Source organism: Streptomyces dengpaensis, assembly GCF_002946835.1.
In the GTDB taxonomy this organism is placed as follows: domain Bacteria; phylum Actinomycetota; class Actinomycetes; order Streptomycetales; family Streptomycetaceae; genus Streptomyces; species Streptomyces dengpaensis.
The window spans coordinates 59,151-76,609 of record NZ_CP026654.1; the positions used below are offsets into that span (position 1 = coordinate 59,151).

Annotated in this window: 20 protein-coding genes; 14 read left to right on the forward strand and 6 right to left on the reverse strand. The window is 70.8% G+C overall.

Annotated elements, in window-relative coordinates:
- The first annotated feature begins 192 nt into the window (after positions 1-192).
- The 3 genes from C4B68_RS40865 (at position 193) to C4B68_RS40875 (ending at position 3,857) form a co-directional block, all read left to right on the forward strand.
- Positions 193-1,686, forward strand: coding sequence for a helix-turn-helix domain-containing protein (locus C4B68_RS40865; protein ID WP_104880084.1), 1,494 nt, complete (start codon positions 193-195; stop codon positions 1,684-1,686).
- A 9-nt stretch (positions 1,687-1,695) separates the two neighbouring features.
- A complete protein-coding gene (locus tag C4B68_RS40870; protein WP_104880085.1) occupies positions 1,696-2,562 on the forward strand; it encodes a DciA family protein in 867 nt (288 codons plus the stop codon).
- Positions 2,563-2,672: 110 nt separating this feature from the next.
- Entirely contained in the window at positions 2,673-3,857 is a 1,185-nt protein-coding gene (locus C4B68_RS40875) for a protein kinase domain-containing protein (RefSeq protein ID WP_099505590.1), read from the forward strand.
- Positions 3,858-3,881: 24 nt separating this feature from the next.
- On the opposite strand, the gene C4B68_RS40880 is transcribed toward C4B68_RS40875, so the two are convergent.
- Together C4B68_RS40880 and C4B68_RS40885 are read right to left on the reverse strand one after the other, a co-directional pair.
- Positions 3,882-4,175 (reverse strand): GntR family transcriptional regulator, encoded by a 294-nt coding sequence (locus tag C4B68_RS40880; protein WP_099505589.1) that lies wholly within the window; start codon positions 4,173-4,175, stop codon positions 3,882-3,884.
- A gap of 2 nt (positions 4,176-4,177) precedes the next feature.
- Positions 4,178-4,402: a hypothetical protein gene (locus C4B68_RS40885; protein ID WP_099505588.1), complete on the reverse strand. Its 225-nt coding sequence runs from the start codon at positions 4,400-4,402 to the stop codon at positions 4,178-4,180.
- An 85-nt stretch (positions 4,403-4,487) separates the two neighbouring features.
- On the opposite strand from C4B68_RS40885, the gene C4B68_RS40890 reads away from it, so the two are divergent.
- The 4 genes from C4B68_RS40890 (at position 4,488) to tpg (C4B68_RS40905) (ending at position 8,727) form a co-directional block, all read left to right on the forward strand.
- A complete protein-coding gene (locus C4B68_RS40890) occupies positions 4,488-5,237 on the forward strand; it encodes a hypothetical protein (protein WP_099505587.1) in 750 nt (249 codons plus the stop codon).
- 82 nt (positions 5,238-5,319) lie between these two features.
- Positions 5,320-5,787, forward strand: coding sequence for a hypothetical protein (locus tag C4B68_RS40895; protein WP_143674464.1), 468 nt, complete (start codon positions 5,320-5,322; stop codon positions 5,785-5,787).
- 119 nt (positions 5,788-5,906) lie between these two features.
- Positions 5,907-8,162 (forward strand): telomere-associated protein Tap, encoded by a 2,256-nt coding sequence (gene tap, locus C4B68_RS40900; protein ID WP_099505585.1) that lies wholly within the window; start codon positions 5,907-5,909, stop codon positions 8,160-8,162.
- A 7-nt stretch (positions 8,163-8,169) separates the two neighbouring features.
- Positions 8,170-8,727 carry a telomere-protecting terminal protein Tpg gene (tpg, locus tag C4B68_RS40905; protein WP_099505584.1) on the forward strand — a complete coding sequence of 186 codons (558 nt, stop codon included), beginning with the start codon at positions 8,170-8,172 and terminating at the stop codon, positions 8,725-8,727.
- A gap of 92 nt (positions 8,728-8,819) precedes the next feature.
- Here the strand turns inward: tpg (C4B68_RS40905) and C4B68_RS40910 are convergent, their stop codons facing one another.
- Positions 8,820-9,638: a GNAT family N-acetyltransferase gene (locus C4B68_RS40910; RefSeq protein ID WP_167459360.1), complete on the reverse strand. Its 819-nt coding sequence runs from the start codon at positions 9,636-9,638 to the stop codon at positions 8,820-8,822.
- Positions 9,639-9,765: 127 nt separating this feature from the next.
- Between C4B68_RS40910 and tpg (C4B68_RS40915) the strand changes: the two genes are divergently transcribed.
- The 7 genes from tpg (C4B68_RS40915) to C4B68_RS40945 all read left to right on the forward strand — a co-directional run bounded on the left by tpg (C4B68_RS40915) (position 9,766) and on the right by C4B68_RS40945 (position 13,651).
- Entirely contained in the window at positions 9,766-10,356 is a 591-nt protein-coding gene (tpg, locus tag C4B68_RS40915) for a telomere-protecting terminal protein Tpg (protein WP_099505582.1), read from the forward strand.
- A 103-nt stretch (positions 10,357-10,459) separates the two neighbouring features.
- Positions 10,460-11,245, forward strand: a complete 786-nt coding sequence (locus tag C4B68_RS40920; RefSeq protein WP_180289369.1) for a hypothetical protein — start codon at positions 10,460-10,462, stop codon at positions 11,243-11,245.
- Positions 11,242-11,511 (forward strand): hypothetical protein, encoded by a 270-nt coding sequence (locus tag C4B68_RS40925; protein ID WP_099505580.1) that lies wholly within the window; start codon positions 11,242-11,244, stop codon positions 11,509-11,511. Before C4B68_RS40920 ends, C4B68_RS40925 begins: the two co-directional genes overlap by 4 nt.
- Positions 11,512-11,926: 415 nt before the next feature.
- Entirely contained in the window at positions 11,927-12,259 is a 333-nt protein-coding gene (locus C4B68_RS40930; RefSeq protein ID WP_099505579.1) for a hypothetical protein, read from the forward strand.
- A 320-nt stretch (positions 12,260-12,579) separates the two neighbouring features.
- Positions 12,580-12,816, forward strand: a complete 237-nt coding sequence (locus C4B68_RS40935; protein ID WP_099505578.1) for a hypothetical protein — start codon at positions 12,580-12,582, stop codon at positions 12,814-12,816.
- The gene (locus C4B68_RS40940; protein ID WP_099505577.1) at positions 12,816-13,088 is read left to right on the forward strand and encodes a hypothetical protein; all 273 of its coding nucleotides are present in this window, start codon (positions 12,816-12,818) and stop codon (positions 13,086-13,088) included. The genes C4B68_RS40935 and C4B68_RS40940 overlap by 1 nt, the downstream gene beginning before the upstream one ends.
- A gap of 17 nt (positions 13,089-13,105) precedes the next feature.
- Positions 13,106-13,651: a hypothetical protein gene (locus C4B68_RS40945; RefSeq protein ID WP_099505576.1), complete on the forward strand. Its 546-nt coding sequence runs from the start codon at positions 13,106-13,108 to the stop codon at positions 13,649-13,651.
- A gap of 838 nt (positions 13,652-14,489) precedes the next feature.
- Here the strand turns inward: C4B68_RS40945 and C4B68_RS40950 are convergent.
- The 3 genes from C4B68_RS40950 to C4B68_RS40960 form a co-directional block, all read right to left on the reverse strand.
- Positions 14,490-14,933 (reverse strand): hypothetical protein, encoded by a 444-nt coding sequence (locus C4B68_RS40950; RefSeq protein ID WP_099505575.1) that lies wholly within the window; start codon positions 14,931-14,933, stop codon positions 14,490-14,492.
- A gap of 741 nt (positions 14,934-15,674) precedes the next feature.
- Positions 15,675-16,052: a hypothetical protein gene (locus C4B68_RS40955; RefSeq protein ID WP_143674462.1), complete on the reverse strand. Its 378-nt coding sequence runs from the start codon at positions 16,050-16,052 to the stop codon at positions 15,675-15,677.
- Entirely contained in the window at positions 16,049-16,522 is a 474-nt protein-coding gene (locus tag C4B68_RS40960) for a transcriptional regulator (protein WP_099505573.1), read from the reverse strand. Before C4B68_RS40960 ends, C4B68_RS40955 begins: the two co-directional genes overlap by 4 nt.
- Positions 16,523-17,459 lie beyond the last annotated feature (937 nt).

Consider the following 17,459-nt stretch of genomic DNA (forward strand, 5'->3'; position numbering starts at 1 on the left):
CACGTCCGGTGTCACACGGAACTCGATTTCGACACCCGTAGAAGGTGTGCACCTCTCTGTCCCGGCTCCCGTCGCGCCCGCATCCGGAACCGTCATCCACAGGCCTGCTGCTGCTCGCCGGAATCTATCCACAGGTGACCTGGTCCATGGTCGCCGGATGGATCATGTCCTGACGTCCCTTCGGGGTGCCCGATGAGCGCCGTGGCGGCACCGGCCGCCGCGACGATTCCCACTGCGCGTTCGTCGGTCGACGACGTCGCGGTCTCCGTGTTGCCCGCGTTGTACGTGCCGGAGGCGTCGCAGTGGCTGTCGACGTCGACGGGCCGGATCGCGCTGGACGGCTACTCGTGGATGCAGGCGGTCCACTGGGTCGCCGGGTCCGGGCTGTACCGGCCGCGGCGGTACCGGTCGCACGGGCCGCGCTCATTCGGGCCGACGACCGTGCGCGTCGCCCAGGAGCTCGCGCAGCTGTTCCCGTGCCGTCCGGGCATCGAGTACCTGGTGCGCCGCACCGGCCTGTCCGAGCGGTCGGTGGAGTACCACCTGGGGATGCTGCGGGAGGCTGGGCTGCTCGCGTACATCGTGCGCGGGACCCGGGTGTCCGGCGAGACGGCGCAGGCGAGCGAGTTCGCGCGGATGATCCCGACCGAGTTCGACGCCGCGCTGGGGATCCGCACGGTGCTGCGGGATGAGAAGGCGCCCGCGTACACGCGTGCGGTGACCGGGATCGCGGAGGCCGGCCGGGAGCTGATGGCCAAGCTGGCGAAGAAGGCCGCCCGGAAGGTCCGCAAGCCGCGCTCGAAGACGTCGTCGAAGGCCCCTGCGAGGGGTGCCCGGAAGGGTGCTGACCAGGGGGTTGTGACGGCTGTTTCGGATGAGGTCCGTTGCACCCCAATGCAGGTCGGTACCTCAGCGCTTTCGACTGCCGGTACTACTTCTCTCCCCCCTGAGAGCAAGCTCGCAAGCGGGGTCAGCAAGTCCCCCACCCCGAAGAAGTCCAAGGCCGGCGGTCGCCGGAAGCTGAACACAGTCGGCCGCCGCTACCAGCTGGCCCGCGAGCTCACCCAGGAGCTGGACTGGCTGCGCGGCTGCTCGGTGCCCCGGATCGCCTGGGTAGCCCGCAGCGTCGCTGATGCCGGATGGACCGTGACCGACGTGAAGGCCTGGCTGCACTTCCGCGGCGAGGCGGCCCACGTCCGTCGGGGCTCCGGCCTGCTCGCCGTGCTGCTCGCCAACGCGGTGACGGTCCTGGACACCCCCGCCAAGCGTGCCGACGCCATCGAGCAGTGGCGCGGCGCCCAGGAGGCCGCCCGGCGTGACCGCATCCGGCAGGTCCGCGCCCGCACCGAGCGGTACGACGGCGACTGGCGGGCCCCGGTCAGCCGCTCCGTCCAGCTCGAGGTCGAGGCCGCTATCGCCCAGGTCAGGGAAATGGAGCACGGCGGCCGCCACCAGGACCAGGACCACGCCGTCGACGGCCAGGACGCGGGACTGGAGCTTGGCGGCGAAGAGCTCGCCGCGCTGATCGCCACAGCCGAGGGCGAGCTGATGCAGGGCGAGACGACGCTGATCGACGGCTTCGACAAGGAGACGGCGCTGCGGATCTTCGGCGAGGAACTGATGCGCACCGCCCGCCGGATCGAACGCCTCGCCAACAGCTCGCTGACAACCATCCGACACCGGTAGGAGGCCCACATGACCGAGACGATCAACCCCACCGAGCAGACCAGCACCAACACGCCGGAGGTGTCCGGCGTCGACCTCGCCCGGGTCGCCCTGCGCCAGGCCAGGGAGGCCGCCAAGAAGCGCGGCGACAGCGAGGCCCGCGCCCCGCGCCGCCGCCAGCAGACAGCCGTACGGCGCGACGGCCGGGAGCCGAGCGGGTTCGCAGCGGTTCTCCAGGGCTTGATGGCCGACCGGGCCTGGGAGGTTCCGGCCGCGGGCGGCACCGTCATGGACCGCTGGCCCGACATCGCGGCCGCCATCTCCCCGAAGCTGCCCAGCCACGTCAGTGCCGTCGCCTACAACCCGGCGGCCCGGCAGCTGGACCTGCGCCCCGACTCGCCCGCCTACGCCACCCAGCTCCGGCTCATCACCGCCCGGATCATCGCCACGGCGAACAACGCGGTCGGCACCGACGCCGTGCACACCATCCGCGTCCTGCCCTCCGGCGCCGCCCCCGCACCCCGTACGGCGCAGCCCGCCCCGGCGGCAGCGGCGACGTCCGAGGCGCCGGTGAAGACCCGGGAGACGGCATCCGCGGGCTACCACCAGGCCCTCGCCGCCCACCAGACCGCCGCGCCCCCCAGCCGCATCGACCCGGGCATCGCGGAGGCAGTCGCCCGGCAGACCCGCGCGATGCGTGCGCTCAGCCAGCGTGCCTTCCCCGAGCCGCCGGACGACGCGCCAGCCACGATCGAGATGGCCCGTGCCCAGCGCCGCCGCCAGGCCGCAGCGACCGAGGCCGCCGCCCTGCGCCGGGCCCGGCAAGAGCGCGCGGCCCGGAAGTCCGGGACGTCGGCCGACGCCCCGGAGTCGGCTTCGCTGCGGACCACGGCCTGAGCCCAACTCGTAGATCAGAACCCCCTGTTACTGGTGGTTGTCCCGGCGTAGCGTTACGGGTACACGACTGGTACACCGTGCGTCGCGTTGCGCACCGAGAAGGGGGAGCCGTGCAAGCAGGGACCGTGCTGGACGGCCGCTACCGGCTGATCGAGCCAGTCGGCGCGGGCGGGTTCGGGCAGGTCTGGCGAGCACACGACCCGAGGGTCGACCGCCTGGTGGCGGTCAAGGTCCTCACCAGCGACGGCAGCACGGACCACGACCGGCAGGTGGCCCGGTTCGCCCGCGAGGCCGCGGTCGCCGGCGGCCTGTCCCATCCGCACATCGTCACCGTGCACGACTTCGGCTCCGCCGTACGCCACGGACGGCCGTACGCGTACCTGGTGATGCAGCTGCTCCCCGGCAAGTCCCTCAGCGCCGTCCTCGAGGCCGGCCAACTGCCCCTGCCGACGGCCCTGTACGCGGCGTCGTGTGTCGCCGACGCCCTGGACGCCGCGCACGAGGCGGGCCTCACCCACCGGGACATCAAGCCGTCCAACATCATGGTCCGGGACGACGGCGAGGCAACGGTCGTGGACTTCGGCATCACCAAGGGGAGCAACGACGCACGGCACGACATCACCACCACCGGCGTCCTGATCGGCACCCCCGCCTACATGGCGCCCGAGGCGCTGTCCGGCTCCTTCGACCACCGCTCCGACCTGTACTCACTCGGATGCGTGCTCTTCGAGGCGGTCACCGGCCGCCGGCCTTTCACCGGCACGTCCTGGCAGCTGATCAACCAGCACCTCAAAGAGCCGCCCGCCCTGCTGCGCACCCTGCGCCCGGACGCCCCTGTGGAACTGGAACGGCTGGTCAGCCGCCTCCTGGCCAAGAACCCCGCCCAGCGGCCGGACAGCGCGGATGAGGTCTATGACCTCCTCGAAGAGATCAACGACAGCTACTTCGGTGACACCCGGCCCATCAGCGCGCCTCCGTCCAGCCGCGGAGCCGACATCACGTCCGAGGTCCACCTCCACCCGGACGAAGCCACCGCCGGTGCGGTCATCCCGCTGCGCCTGACCGCCCGCGAGACCTGCCTCGCCTGCGCCCCCCGAGGGGACGAGACGAGGGTGCTGGCCTGTACCGCGTGCAAGGGGGAGGGCCGGATCGTCCGCGATCAGCGCACCCTCAAGGTCCGTATCCCCGCTGGCGTCAAGGACGGGCAGAAGGTCCGGCTCAGGGAACTGGGCGCCCCGGGACAGCACGGAGGGGCGCCCGGGGACCTGTACGTCACCGTGCACGTCACCAGCTGACCGAAGGCAGCGGGACGGGATCGGCTACTCGCGCTGAGCGACGTCCTCGGGCCTGGGCTGGTACCGGATCTCGTGCGGGTGGCCGCTGTAGTTGACGGTCACCGTGTGCTGCAGGACGTCGTCCTCGGCGTCGTAGAAGACCTGCTCAACCACCAGGCAGTGCCGCTCGGTGGAGATGCCGAAGTCCCGCGCCTCCTCGGCGTTCACGAACCGGGCCATGGAGCCGGTGGCCACCCGCACCGTGCCCGGGGGCGCGTTCGGAGGCAGCACCGGTGTGGCGTCCGGAGGCAGCCAGTCGTTCTCGTCTTGCTCAGCCATGACTACCTGTCCTCCGTGAGCTGGTCGACGTCGGTGGGCGGCGCCGCAGCCAGCTCGGGGCGTTCGGGAAAGTCGGTGTCAGGTCGGCCGACGTACCACTCGATGTAGCGGCGCAGTTCGGCGGAGCGGTCGGTGCTCTTGCGCGCGGTGGCGGTCTCGAAGTCCTTCCACAGCTGGTCGTCGACGCCGCGTACGCCGCGCAGTTTCTCCTTGTGCTGATTGGCCATGAGGGAATCTTCCCCGGGTGGTTGACCACCCGTCAAGGGTGTGTCACATTGAAGGTGGTTAACCACCCAGGATCAGGGAGGATTCATGACACAGCCCACCATCACCCACCGCGCCAACGAGGCGGCCCGCACCGCCGACCGGGAGACCGCTGAGGCCTTCGCGAACCTGCTGCGGGATCTGCTCGGGGTGACCCCCGACATGCCCCGCTTCCACCAGGGCCGTGACCAGCACCGTCGTGCCGACCAGCTCATCCGCCGTGCCCGCGAGCGCGTCCAGGGCCAGGTTCCGCTGGAGAGCGACGACGCTGTCGCGGCCGGCTACAGCGCCGCCTGCGCGTGGCACCGGTTCATCTACCTGGAGAAGGCCACCGGCGCGGCCCTGGAGTACGTGCAGAACCTCACTCCCTGGGCGTTCTGCCAGTTCCTGGGCGACCTGGTGGCGGCCGGCGTGAAGACCGGCCGCGCGCAGGACAGGTTCTTCTGCGAACTCGCCACCCGCGTGACCACCGCGGCCCGGGTCCGGTCCGAGGCCCCGCCTGCCGAGCGGCTCGCCCAGCAGCGCACCGAGATCCTGCACCTCGCCGACCGGCCGCACCTGAGCGACCACTTCACGACGATCGCCCCGTACAGCGTGTGGATCACGTACCGCCTGGAGGCCGGCGCCTCGGAGCACACCTGGGAGGCCGCCGTCTCCGGCTACCGCGTCCTGCCGAACAAGGTCGTCGACATGGACGCGGCCAGCATCACGCTGCGCAGCACGAACCCCTTCGACCTGGAGGCCACGCCCGAGTGGCTGACGGACCTGATCGAGAAGTACGCCCCGAGCTCCTGGTAGCCCCGAACGGCGAACCCCCGGCCGCGCGCCGGGGGTTCGCCGTTCGACCGACCAACTCGCCCCGGACCAGGGAGACATGACCATGGAACTCGCCTCTTCCGCCGTCGCCGCCGTGATCGCACTACTGGCGACCGTGCTGGGTTTCCGTCTGCAGGAGCGGTCCGCCGCCCGCCGTGACGGGGTTGCCCAGCAGGCGCAGCAGCGCGCGGAACTGCGTCAGGTGTTCGTCCGCTTCCTCGCCCGGCTCGCCGCGATGCGCCGTCTGCAGGGTGATCGCTCCGTATTGCGGGAGGCCGACGCGTCCGAGGCGGAGCAGGCGGCGGCGAAACAGGCCGCGCTGGAAGCGCGCACCGCCGTGGGCGAGGCCCTGACCGAGCTCCAGCTGATGACCGACGACCCGCACGTCCTGGAGCTCGCCGCCCGCGTCGTCGACGTCACCTTCACCCTGCACGAGGCCCCCGACCGGGCCGACCGCGACCAGCGGGGCGACCTCGCCCGGGCCGCGCACAACGCATTCGTCGCCGCAGCCGGCCGTCTCGTACGGGCCTGACCTGCCGGGGGCGGTTGCCCCCGTAGCGGCATGATCAAATAGGCTATGTTCGCGATCCGTACGCATTTGGTACGCGATCCGTACGGTTCACGCTATACTTGAGAGACAGGAGGTGTTCCATGTCCGAGTTGTTCGACCGAGTCGACGCACTGGTTGCGTCCCGGTCCCCGCTGCCGCCACCGGCGGAGCGCAAGCGGCTGCGTACCGCGCACGGCCTGACCCTGGATGAGGTCGCGACCGCACTGGAGGTGCGCCGGGCGACCGTCAGCGGCTGGGAGTCCAGCACCAAGGCGACCGAGCCGCGGGGCAAGGAGCGTGAGGCATACGCCCGTCTGCTCAAGCACCTCGCGGAGCTCTACCCCGCTGATGCCAACGCCCCAACACCCGCCCAGGACACGGCCGTTCCCGCGACGTTCGCGAGTGCTCCCGCCCCGGCGCCGGAAGCGCGGACTCTGTCCACAGGTCCAGCCCCCGAGGCTGCGGCCATGACGACTGAACAGAACACTCCGTCCCGTCCGGCCACCGCTCCGGCCGCCGCGTCGCGTCCGGCGCCCGCCGCCAGGCCGACGTCGTCGACGTCGCGTCGCCCGGCCTCGAGGAAGGCGGCCCCGGCGAACACCCCGGCCGGTGCCGATCCGCGCTTCACCAACGGTCCGCTCGCCGTCGTGGACGTCGACGCCGACGGGCAGGCCTTCGCGTACTGCGTCGGCGGCCTGGTCCTGGACGTGCCCGCCAAGTCCCTCCCGTCCCTGGTCGACTGGACGCTGAAGGAGGCCCTGCTCGGTCAGCCGAAGCTGTCCGGCCCGGGCAAGGACGCCGACCCGCTGATCGTCCTCACCGAGTCCGCGCTGGAGCGCTACGGCCTGCCGGTCGCCCTCTCCGAGGAAGAGCGGCACGCCGGGCGGATCCCGGAGGGCCACAAGGTCATCAAGCAGCTGGTCCGTGCGGAGTGGCAGCTGACGAAGCGCGGGTTCGGGCCGTGGGCGCGGATCTACCGCCCGGCCACCGGTTCGGAGCGGGCCTGCGTGCAGCTGTGCATCCCGTCGTGGAACGCGCTCGATCCCCGCAGCTGGGGCCACGCCGGGCAGTTGGCGCCGGCGGACCTCGCCCGGCTCCTGGGTGTGTACGCGTCCCGGGTGATGACGCCGCGCGGTTCGACCGCCGTCACCAGCCTGGAGCTGATGACCGGCTTCCACCCGCCGACCCGCGCCTCGGAGCCGGATGCCGACGGCAAGCGGCACTCCGAGCACAACCCCGGCTCGCTGGGGAAGGACGCGATCGACCCGATGGACTGGCCGCCGTGCGAGGTCCCCGACGGTCACCCGGTCCTGAAGGATCTGCCGCGCTTCCACACGCGGACCCCGGCGGAGAAGCTGTTCGAGGAGGCGTACGACTGGGCGCGGCCGTTCACCGACGTCGAATACACCCGTCGGCATCTGGTGGGCATCGACGTGAACATGGCGTTCGCCGCCGGAGCCAACGGGTTGACCGTCGGTCTCGGTGCGCCGACGCAGGTGAAGGCGCCGGTGTTCGATGCGAAGCTGCCCGGTGCGTGGCTGGTGGACCTCAGCCATGTGGACCTGTCGAGGGTGAAGGTCGGCAAGGACAAGTGGGTGGACCTGGACGGCAGTCTGCTGCCGAGCCCCTTCACGCCGTCGGGCGAGCGTCCGACGGGTCCGGCCTGGTACGCGACGCCGACCGTGGCGTACGCGGTGGAGCTCGGCTACGACGTCACGCCCATCGAGGCGTGGGTGCGTTACGACTCCGGCCGCTACCTGGACTCCTGGTACAACCGCCTGCGTGACGCCTTCCTCGCCACCATGGCCGACCTCGGCGTCCATGCGGACACGGACCCGGCCGACTTCCTGACGGCGATGTCCGGCTGGCGCCAGCGCGACCCGGAGCTGGCGATCGTCGTGGACGCGGTCAAGGGCACCGTGAAGGGCGGCCTGGGCAAGCTGCGCGAGCGGCCCCGGGGCGAGGGCTGGAAGTCCGGCGAGCCGTGGCGGGCGCTGTCCCGGCCGACGTGGCGGCCGGACATCCGGGCGGCGGTCATCTCCCGTACCCGGATCAACCTCCACCGCAAGATCGTCAGGCATGCGGCGTTCACCGGGCAGTACCCGGTGGCGATCCTCTCCGACTGCGTCGTGTACGCGGTCGACGGCGAATCACCGCTGGACTTCCTGCCCTACAAGGACGGCAAGCCGCTGCCGGGCGGCTTCAAGCTCGGCATCAACCCCGGCCTGGTGAAGTGGGAGGGCACCCAGGAGCTGCTGTGGGGCGAAGGCGTCCGCGAGCAGTTCAACGCGCCGGAACTCAACCTGGCCCGGTACATCAAGGACGGCACCGTCACCAACGTCGACAACGGGGAGTAGGTAGGAGATGAGCCTGTTCGGGGACGGCCTGGACGCCGCGGTGCAGAAGGCGTTCACCCGCCCGGCGCCCAAGAGCGCGGGCCCGCAGATGCGCTACCTGGTCAAGCAGTTGGGGGGCACCAAGGCGGTCGCTCAGATGCTGCGGGTCTCCCAGCGCACCGTGGAGCGGTACGTGAAGGACCAGATCAAGAAGCCGCGCGCCGACCTCGCCGCCCGCCTGGAGCGCGAAGTGAAGGCACGGTGGCAGCCGCAGATCCGGGCGAAGGCCCGCGAGAAGGCGGCGACCACCGGCGGCATCGTCATCGACACCCGCGCACGCATGGGCTACACCGCGCCGATCGGGTCCACGGACCAGGACCGCATCCGGCACCTGACCATCGCCCTGCCGCCCCGCTACGCCGCGCGCCTCTTCGACGCCCAGGAGTCCGGCGCCACCGAGCAGCAGCTGAAGGAGATCGCGGCCGAAGCGCTCAAGGAGGTGTACTTCCAGGACAACGGCCGCCGCGCCGGCCAGCTGGAGGAGGTGCGCCTCACGGACATCGAGCACTTGGAGTTCGATCTTTAGAAGCCGTTGCCCGAACAGCCCGCGAGCCCGGACCGATTGGTCCGGGCTCGCTTGCGTATCCGCTCGGGGGGTCGGTGTGCCCGGGCACCGGCTCAGTGCGCCGGGCCGGGCAGGATGCCACGGATGACCAGCTGCCGCCCGTAGGGAGTGGGCAGGTCCTGCATCTGAACGCCGGTGCGCAGCGGCTTCACCGAGAAGCAGAAGCCCTTGATCGGACCGTGGCAGATGAACCCCAGCGGCGTGGGGATGCCGATGCCGTCGGGGGAGAGGGTGAAGCCGAGCCCGGCGTAGAAGTCCGTCAGCTCCGGCTCGTGCGTGACGTACAGGATGGCCGCGCCGAACTTCCCCTGCTCGTGGGCGCCGGCCGCGCGCTCCACGTCGGCCACCAGGGCGCGGGCGATGCCCTTGCCACGCCACGCTTCGACCACCGCGAGGGAGTCCAGGGTGGCGACCAGTCCAGCAATGATGTGCGCGTTGGGTGACCCCAAGAGCATGGGATGGGTGAACGCCCACGCCGCCGGCAGCGCCATCGTGCCGCCGACCAGCGCGCCGGATTCGGCCTCCTGCACCGCGCGGACGCGGGTGTACTTGTCGGCGTCGAGGCTCTGGCGGATCGCGGTGGGAAGCTGCCGCCAGGAGCCATCGGGGTTGTCCGGGTCGGCCAGCCGCATCACGGGCTCCAACGCGGACGCGTCGGCTGGCGTCGCGTCCCGGACCACCACGCCGTCCGGCAACGCCGGGACGCTCACGGGGATGATCTCCCCTGGCTGCACCGCGACACCGGTCCTGGGGGACGTGGCGGCGTACATGCGCTCGCCCATCACGTTCCCCGAGAACAAGCGCTCCTCCTCGCGGCGCGCCGGATTCCCCGACCGCCGGGCGCCCTTGCGCGCCCCGTTCCGCTTCCCCACGGCGTTCCTCCCCTTGTCACCGCAAACCTCCCCCACCCGGCGCCCTCCTAACACCCGGCGCTGGCAGACGACTTGGGGCCGCCGTGCCCGGAATCTGTCCACAGGCGATCCGTGATCCCTAGGAGACATGAGCGATCACGAGCAGCAGCAGCCGGCCCCGCGCCGCAACAGCTTCCTGGACGCCCTCAAGCGGGCGGAGCGCAAGGTGTTCACCCGGCCCGCGCCGAAATCCGCGAAGGCTCAGATCGAATTCCTCTACACGCGGGCCAAGCGGTCGACGAAGGCCCTCGCCGAACAGCTGGGCGTCTCGCCCCGTACCGTGCAGCGCTACCGCGCCGGGCAGCAGACGAAGCCTCAGAAGAGGCTCCAGGCGGCCCTGGTGGAGGAGACCGAATCCCAGTGGCAACCGCAGGTCAGGGCACAGGCGCGGGAGCGCGCGGCGACGACCGGCGGTATGCAGGTGGAGGTCTACGCCTACTTCGGATTCGAGTGCACGGGGAGCTCGGACGACGGCCGCGAGCGGTTCATCAGCACGTCGATCTCGCCCGTCTACGCCGCTGAGATCCTCCGTCTGCAGGAAGCCGGTGCGACGGAGGAAGACCTGCATCCGGTCGTCGCGGAGGCCATCACCGAGTCCTATTTCACGGAATGGGGCTCCCGAGCCCAGGGGCTCCGAGCGGATTTCACGCACGTCCGGTCGATAGAGATCGAGTTCTGACCACACGGAATTCAGGGCCTGCTATAAACCTTATTCACGGGCCGCCGCACAGCGCTCTGGCGGCGGCCCGCTCCTTACTCCGCACCCCGAATGCGAGGCCCTGATGAGCACCCCCTGGACCCGGCGCAGTGTCCGCCGGCCTCTCGCCGCTCGCGTGGCGGCGCCCCGCGAGCCAGCCGACCCCGCACGCATCGGACGGCGGGTCGTGCGTCGCCGGGCGACGGGGATGTCGGCGGCCGACGTCGCGTCGGCCCTCGATGACGCCCGCTTCGACGCGCGGCAGGACTCGCGGCACGAGCACCTGGCCGACGACGAACGCGGTCGCGCGGAACTTGCGGAGTGGGAGCGCATCGGGCAGCTGCTCGCCGACGCGGCCCCGGACGCGGCCTACGACCCCGGCGTCGACGTCGTCGTCCAGGAGGAGCTCGCCGCCGACGCCGCGGCCGCCGCCGTCCGGGAAGCCGAGCTGCGCGAAGCCCAGCGGATCGCCGCCCGGGCCGATGAGCTCCAGGCGCTGCGCGAGCTGGGCACGCTGGAGCAGACCGAGCCCCGTGAGGGCGACGAAGCTGTCCGGGACGAACTCACCCGCCGCGCCGGGTCGTATGTGCAGCAGGACGTCGACGCGTGGTTCGCCCACGCCCTGGCCGCGCGCCTCGGGCACTACCGTGACCCGGCCGCCCGCGAAGCAGCCGCCGGTCTCCTGTCTCCGTCGGTCCTTGCCCACGCTGCGCTGCTCGCCGAACTCGCCCGCCTGGTCCCGGCCGCGGACACCGGGCAGCTGGCGTTCGCGGCCCGGCTCGCCACCGCTGAACCCGAAGCCGCGGCTTCCCTCGCCGCGTTCCTCACCCGCGCCACCGAGTCGGCCGGCTCCGCGGGGAGCGCGTCATGAGCGGGCACCAGGAGCACGGCGCCGTCGTCGCGGTCTGGACGGAGCACAGCGCCATCGGGCACCACTACGAGGAACTGCTCGCCGATGGGAAGGTCCTCGCGTGGACCGAGCCCCCGTTCGGCGAGACGGGCCACCCCGGCGAGGACGATCCCGACTACAACCCGGTCTGCCACTGCCCGGGCCCGACGCCGCGGGCCTTCTGTATGGAGTGCGCCGGCTGCGCCGACTGCGATCAGTGCCGCTGCCCCCGGCCGACTCTCCTGTGACCTCACCCTCTGCAATCTCACAGGTCTCACAGGTCCCCGGGCGAAACCTGTGACATCCCGGGGCACCGGCCGCCGGAAACGCCCTATTCAACCTGTTTACCTGTGAGCCCGGAACCCTGTTCTCCCAGGCAGGCGCGTTCCTGCGAGGTGACCTGTGACCCTGTGACGCAGCGGGGAGCCGAACCCTCATGTGATCACCGAAAGTGACTGTCACGCTGTCACGCTCGGGTTGTCACGTTCACCCGATCGGGTGTCACATCGCGCTGTCACGCTGTCCGTACGGCCCGAAAACACGGGCTCAAGGGCCGATTTCGGGGCTCGGGCCGATCAACGTGACGCGGTTCCGGGGCGGCTACGGTGCGCGTTCGTCCCGGATCGCCTGCCCGGGTGGCGGGCTCACTGGGAGAATCCCCGGGTGACCACCACGAACACCGCCACCACAGGCGAGCTCTACGCCCAGGCCCTCCAGGACACCGCCGACCGCCCGGGGCAGTGCGTCGTGCCGTGGGGCGTGTGCCCCGAGCACGGCGCCACGCTGAAGGCGAGCGGGAACCGCACCTCGTGCATGGACGTCGCCTGCTTCAACTCGTGGGAGTACGACCGGCTGGACGCTCCGTGCCCGGAGCCGGCCACCCACACCGTCCAGGTCGACGGCGCCAGCGGCGGGTACGCCGTGTGCGACGGGCACGCGCTGACCGCCCGCGCGCACATCACCAACGGCCAGGTCGTGCCCGGCCTCCCTGCCTGAACAGTCCGGCCGATCTGTGTCATCTGTGTCATCGACCCCCTGTTTTCCCAGGTGGGCATGGTCATCTGTGTCACTGTTCAGCTGATCTGTGTCATCGCGCGGCTGGCCCCCAGCTCCCCAGCGCCCGGCCCGGAACCTGGGTCCCTGGGTCCTGGGTCCGGTGTTTTCCCAGGTGGACTCGGAACGTGCCGGGAGCTGGATCCACCTGGGTCCCTGGGTCTTGCACCCTCGTGCGAGCCGGTTCGTCCGGAGTGGTCCCCAGGGCCCGGGGCGGCCGATACCGTGGGAGCAGACGCCAGTTCTGCCCTCTGGAGCCCTCGATGAGCGAACAGCCGGCCGCCCCCGCCGACCACGCCCGGCCGCAGCTGGAGCCCGCGGCAGCCGACGCGGTCCGCGCGTACGCGGCCAGGACCCGCGAGAACGCCGACCAGTTCGCCGCCGTCCTGGAGGACATCGCGGAGAACGGGCTGCCCTCGGTGGAGGACTGCACGCCGTGGGAGGAGCTGCGCGAGACCCACCTCGCTCGGCTCGCCTCGCAGCGCCCGGCCGTCGCCTGATGGCCCCGCAGCACGGCCCCCGCCGCGCCCGGATCGTCTTCTCGGACTCCGCCGCGAAGCAGCTGGAGAACATCAGCAGCGAGTCGGAGATCCACGCCCTGGACCGCGCCCTGGTCGTCGTCTCCGTCGACCCGGACGTCGGCGAGCCGATCCCCGGCGACGCCGCCGGCCCCCAGCTGCGCCAGTACGCCGACGAAGTCGAGCGCGTACGCCTCTTGTACTGGGTGAGTGCCCTTCGCACCGTCGTGGTCGTCGCGTACATCGAAGTCTGAGCAGCGAAGGAGCCGCAGTGCCGTCCATCGTCCAGGAGCTCTCCGGTCACCGCGATCTCGGCGGTCTGCGCACGGTGGTGGAGTGCCCCTTCAAGGCCACCGTGCTCCGCGAAGGCCCGGCGCAGGACTCCGGGCCGGGCGCGTCCTGGCTCGCGTACCTGTGCCCCGTGCACGTCGTGGACCTGGACGGGTGGCCCGGCGCCACGGACCACGCCGACAACGGCACGATGCCGTGCGGCACCGTGCTCGACTACCGCTCCGGCGAACAACTCCTCCAGTCGCACGCCGACCTGTGGCTGACGCCCCTGACTGGCGTCGACCCGGCCGCGTACGGCGGTGTGTGGTCCGAGGTCCTGGACCAGGCCGACCGCGTGCTGGTTGCCCGGGTCGAAGTGGCTTCGGCCGCCGGCGAGGAGAGCCCGTTGCAGGACATGCTGGTGATGACGGACGTGGCTCGGAAGGCCGCCGCCAGGGGCGACCTCGGGGTGGCGACAACATCCCTCACGTACTGCGAGACGCTCGCCATGCGCCTGCGGCACGACGGCGGTCTTGCACCCCATTAGTGGTTAGTACTGATAGTGCTTCTGGTGCAGGTTGTAGATCCTTCCCCCTGAGAGCGGAGCTCGCAGAACGGGATCCGATGATCTGCCCACACCTGCGACGACGACCTGCCAGCATCCCGTGCACATGATCCTTCCCGGCCCCGTACGGCCGTCTGCGGCGTTCTAAGGCCCTCCGGGCTCCCGAGCGACGATCAAGACCCTCAAAGGCGCTCACAGCGCCGCACAGCGCTTCGAGGGCCCCGCGGTGCCTCTGATCCCCTCGGAGCGGTTCACGATCGTCTTGCCGTCGTCGTCCCGTCGCGCTGGTGCTCTCGGCTGCTCCCGGACCGAGCTCTGCTCTCAGGGGGAAGGATCTACAACCCGCACAGAACCGCTATCTGTACTAACCACTATTGGGGTGCAAGATTCGTCGCCGATGGCCCCCGTCCTCGAGGGGCGCTGGTGCTCCTGGTGAAGTCCGCCGTTGGTGCCGGTTGCCGTGTGCAGCGGCCTTGCACCCTTCCCGGCCTGCACGGTGCAGCGGCGTTGCGCAACGGGCTGCTGCTCCTGGTGGTGAAGGGTGCAAGGTCGGCTGCTGCTCGGGGGTCGGGGCCTGTGGCGCAGTATTCGCACGACCCGTGCGGCCCAAGGGTGCTGCACGGGCAGCAGGCTGGCCTCGGTCGGGCAGCAGCGGGTAGCAACGGGCCCCGGCGAGTTCCCGCTCCCGCGCGCTGCAACGGGAGTGCCGACCGTCGCGACCGGGACCTGGTCGTGCTGCTCTGCTGCACCGAAACGGTTCACCCGCTGCTCCCGGTTGCTGCTCTCGCTGCACAGTCGGCAGTCCGTGCAGCGGGCCGTTTCACGCGTTCGGGTCGTCTGCGCGGGAGCCGGGGTGGGGCGGCCAGATGGTGCGGGCCCGGCCCGTTCCGCGGCAGTGCCGGCACTGCCCGGTGATGCCGCGCTCGCCGTCCAGGCCACACTCGTTCGCGGTCGTGAGTTCGGCGAGGGCGGTCAGCCCGCGCACGAGTCGGGTGTCCAACGGCAGCGTGCCGACGTCCCGGCCGATCGACACCGTCAGGTAGCTGGGCTCCGGTCCGTACCCCGCGAGCTCCGCCTCGATGAGCGCGGGGAGCTCCGCGGTGAGCAGCTGCATGAGCAGGTCCTCGGAGAGCCGGCGCCCGGCGAGCGGGACGCGGGTGCGGTGCCCGAGGTCGTCGGCGTCCAGCACGGACAGGAAGACCGTCGCGGTGTCCTCGCGCACCGGCCTGGGTGCGAGCGGGTGGGTGGCCACCACCGTGGTCAACGCCCTCCACAGCGTACGCGTCGGAGTCCGTCTCGATCAGCATCTCCACCTCGGGGTCCAGCACGGTCTCCTCCAACGGGGTACGGGTCGGCAGTGCCAGCAGCCTCACCGACCCTGGCGTCCCGCAGGCCCGTACGCCCCAGGACAGCGCCGACGCTCCCGCCTGGCGGGCAGAAACCTGTGATCCGCTCCCGCCACGCGACTGCGAGGACCGACAGGACGACCGTGGCCGCACCCCGCTCGCCTGCTGCTTTCCCCTCCAGGGGAACGTTGTACGCGTACTGCAGCACTCGCGACCGCGCCGTTCCCGATGCCGGGAGCCGGCCCGCGCGGGTCTCGGCAGACGCCGTTCACTGCTCGTGCAGCAGACCGCCCGCTGCAACACGCTGCACGCGCGCTGCACGCTCACGACCTGCGGATTTCCCCTCTGGGGGAACGTTGTACGCGCTCTGCAGCACTTCGGGGTGCAGAGCGTGCAGCGCTACCGCTGGTGCTGCCGGTCGGCCACCAGCAGCGACTTTCCCTTGGAGGGGAACGGTGTTCACGGTTCGGGCGAGGCTGTCGGGGAGGTGCAGGTCAGCACGTGTGCCGCAGGCCTCGGGATCGCCCAGAAGCGCACGTCTACCAGCGGATTCCCTTCTGTGGGAACGATGTACGCGCCCCGGCGGGAAGGCCATGGACACAGCTACGGCGCCGCACCGTAGGGGGTGCGGCGCCGTGTCGCCGGGTCTGGGGGCCGGGTCAGGAGGCGTGAAGCTGCCTGACGGTGGCCAGGGGGGCGTCGGTGTCGTCCGCGGGGCCGGGCGCCGACGGTAGGCCGGTCGCCTTGGTGCCGAGTCGGTAGAACTTCACGCCGACGGCGGTGTAGGCGAGCTGGAGCCAGCCGTTCTCGGCGAGCCGGCCGATGCTGCGGGAGGCGCTGGTGGTGCTCAGGCCAACCAGCTTGCCGATGTCCGTGGCCGTGCTGCGCACCGGGTCCCCGATCGGGACGGCGGTGGCGTAGAACATGAGGACCTTGAGGTCGGCGCCCTGCTTGAGCTGGGACCGCAGAAGAAGGCCGTTGAGCTCGGCGGCCTCCATGAAGCGCGGGGCGAACGGCTCAGCCATAGGCGAGGTCATGACGCCTCCTTCTTCTTCGCCGGCGGGCAAGTGGTCGACGGGTGACGTGCGTGCTTCGTGGCGTTGCGCTGCTGCCCCGAGGTGCCGTCGTACGCCGCCCGGGGGTTCATCTTGTAGAACTTCACCCGGCCCACCGTCTCCGCCTCCAGGAGGTAGCCCCCTCGATGAAGGTTACCCACTGACGTGCTCACCGCGTTGGGACGCAACTCCAGGTTGATGCCGATCTCGCGGAAGCTCTCCCGCAGCGGCTCGTCTCCGGGCGGCGAGTGGAACAGGTAGTAGCTCCACACCAGCTTGTCGTTCTTGGTGTACCCGCTGTCCTTCTCGTACAGCGCCTTGCCCAGCTTCTTGCTCGCGTTCACGTGCCGGCCGCCGCCGCTCCACGAGAAGGCCTTGTCGTCCTTGTCGAGCAGCTCCAGCTGGAGGTACTCGCCGGTACTTGTGTTGGCTGCTGGCCTTGCCCGGCCCATACCGCTCCTCACCTCGGGCTTTCCCCCAGAGGGGAACGATGTACGCGCCCTGACCGTAACGGGCGTTTCCCCTAGAGGGGAATCCGCCACGCCGAACCTGCCCGGAATCACCACATGATCATTTCCCCCCTAGGGGAAAGGTGCGTCCGGATTGATACTCAACTAGCCCTCAGCGATACATCACATGGCCGCTGAGCTGCGACGATTCAAGATCGCTCTAGACGTATCCATCCCACCGTCACCAGGTGCCGGCCGGACCCGGACGTGGCTGAGGCGGCTTCGCGCGCGGCTCCGTGGGCCCGTGCGGGCCGTGGAGGGCAGCAGCGGCTCTGAGTCTCGGGTGGTGCCGACCGTGACGAACGACAAGCATCAGCAGGCGGGGCTGGTGTCTGTGGCGGGTTCCGCCGCCCGGCCCGGGGGCCGTTCGGCTCCGGTGCCTCCGCACGCCGGAATTCCGACTTTCCCCCATCCGGGGTTCCGTTCTTCGGCTGAGGTCCGCAGCTTCCCAATTCGTGATTCCTCGCGTGGATTGATGGAAGGGAATTCACCCGCTGACGCCTTATCAAAAGACGCAGCCGCAATAGTTAGTTGGGGGGTGTCCCGTGTTTCCGCCAACGGTACATGCTGCATCAACCTGATGCACGCGCTACACTAGAACCTGACACGAACGAGCGACCCCCACCCCCGTAGCCAGCCCCGCCCGCGCCAGCGAGCCCCAAGGTTCTGGAGGCGCAGCCGGAAGGGCCGTCAGGCGGGGGAGCGCAGCGGACCCGCCCAGAGTCCGCAGGACTCCCCAACTCCCCAACGAAAGGCCCGACTAGCCGCACCTGATACCCCATCAGTCGCCCGGCGCGCACCGCGCGCCCGCCGCGCCGCGCAGCGGCCGGCCCCACCGGATCCTGGAGCGCAGCGAAGGGATCCGCCCACGCATCGCGTG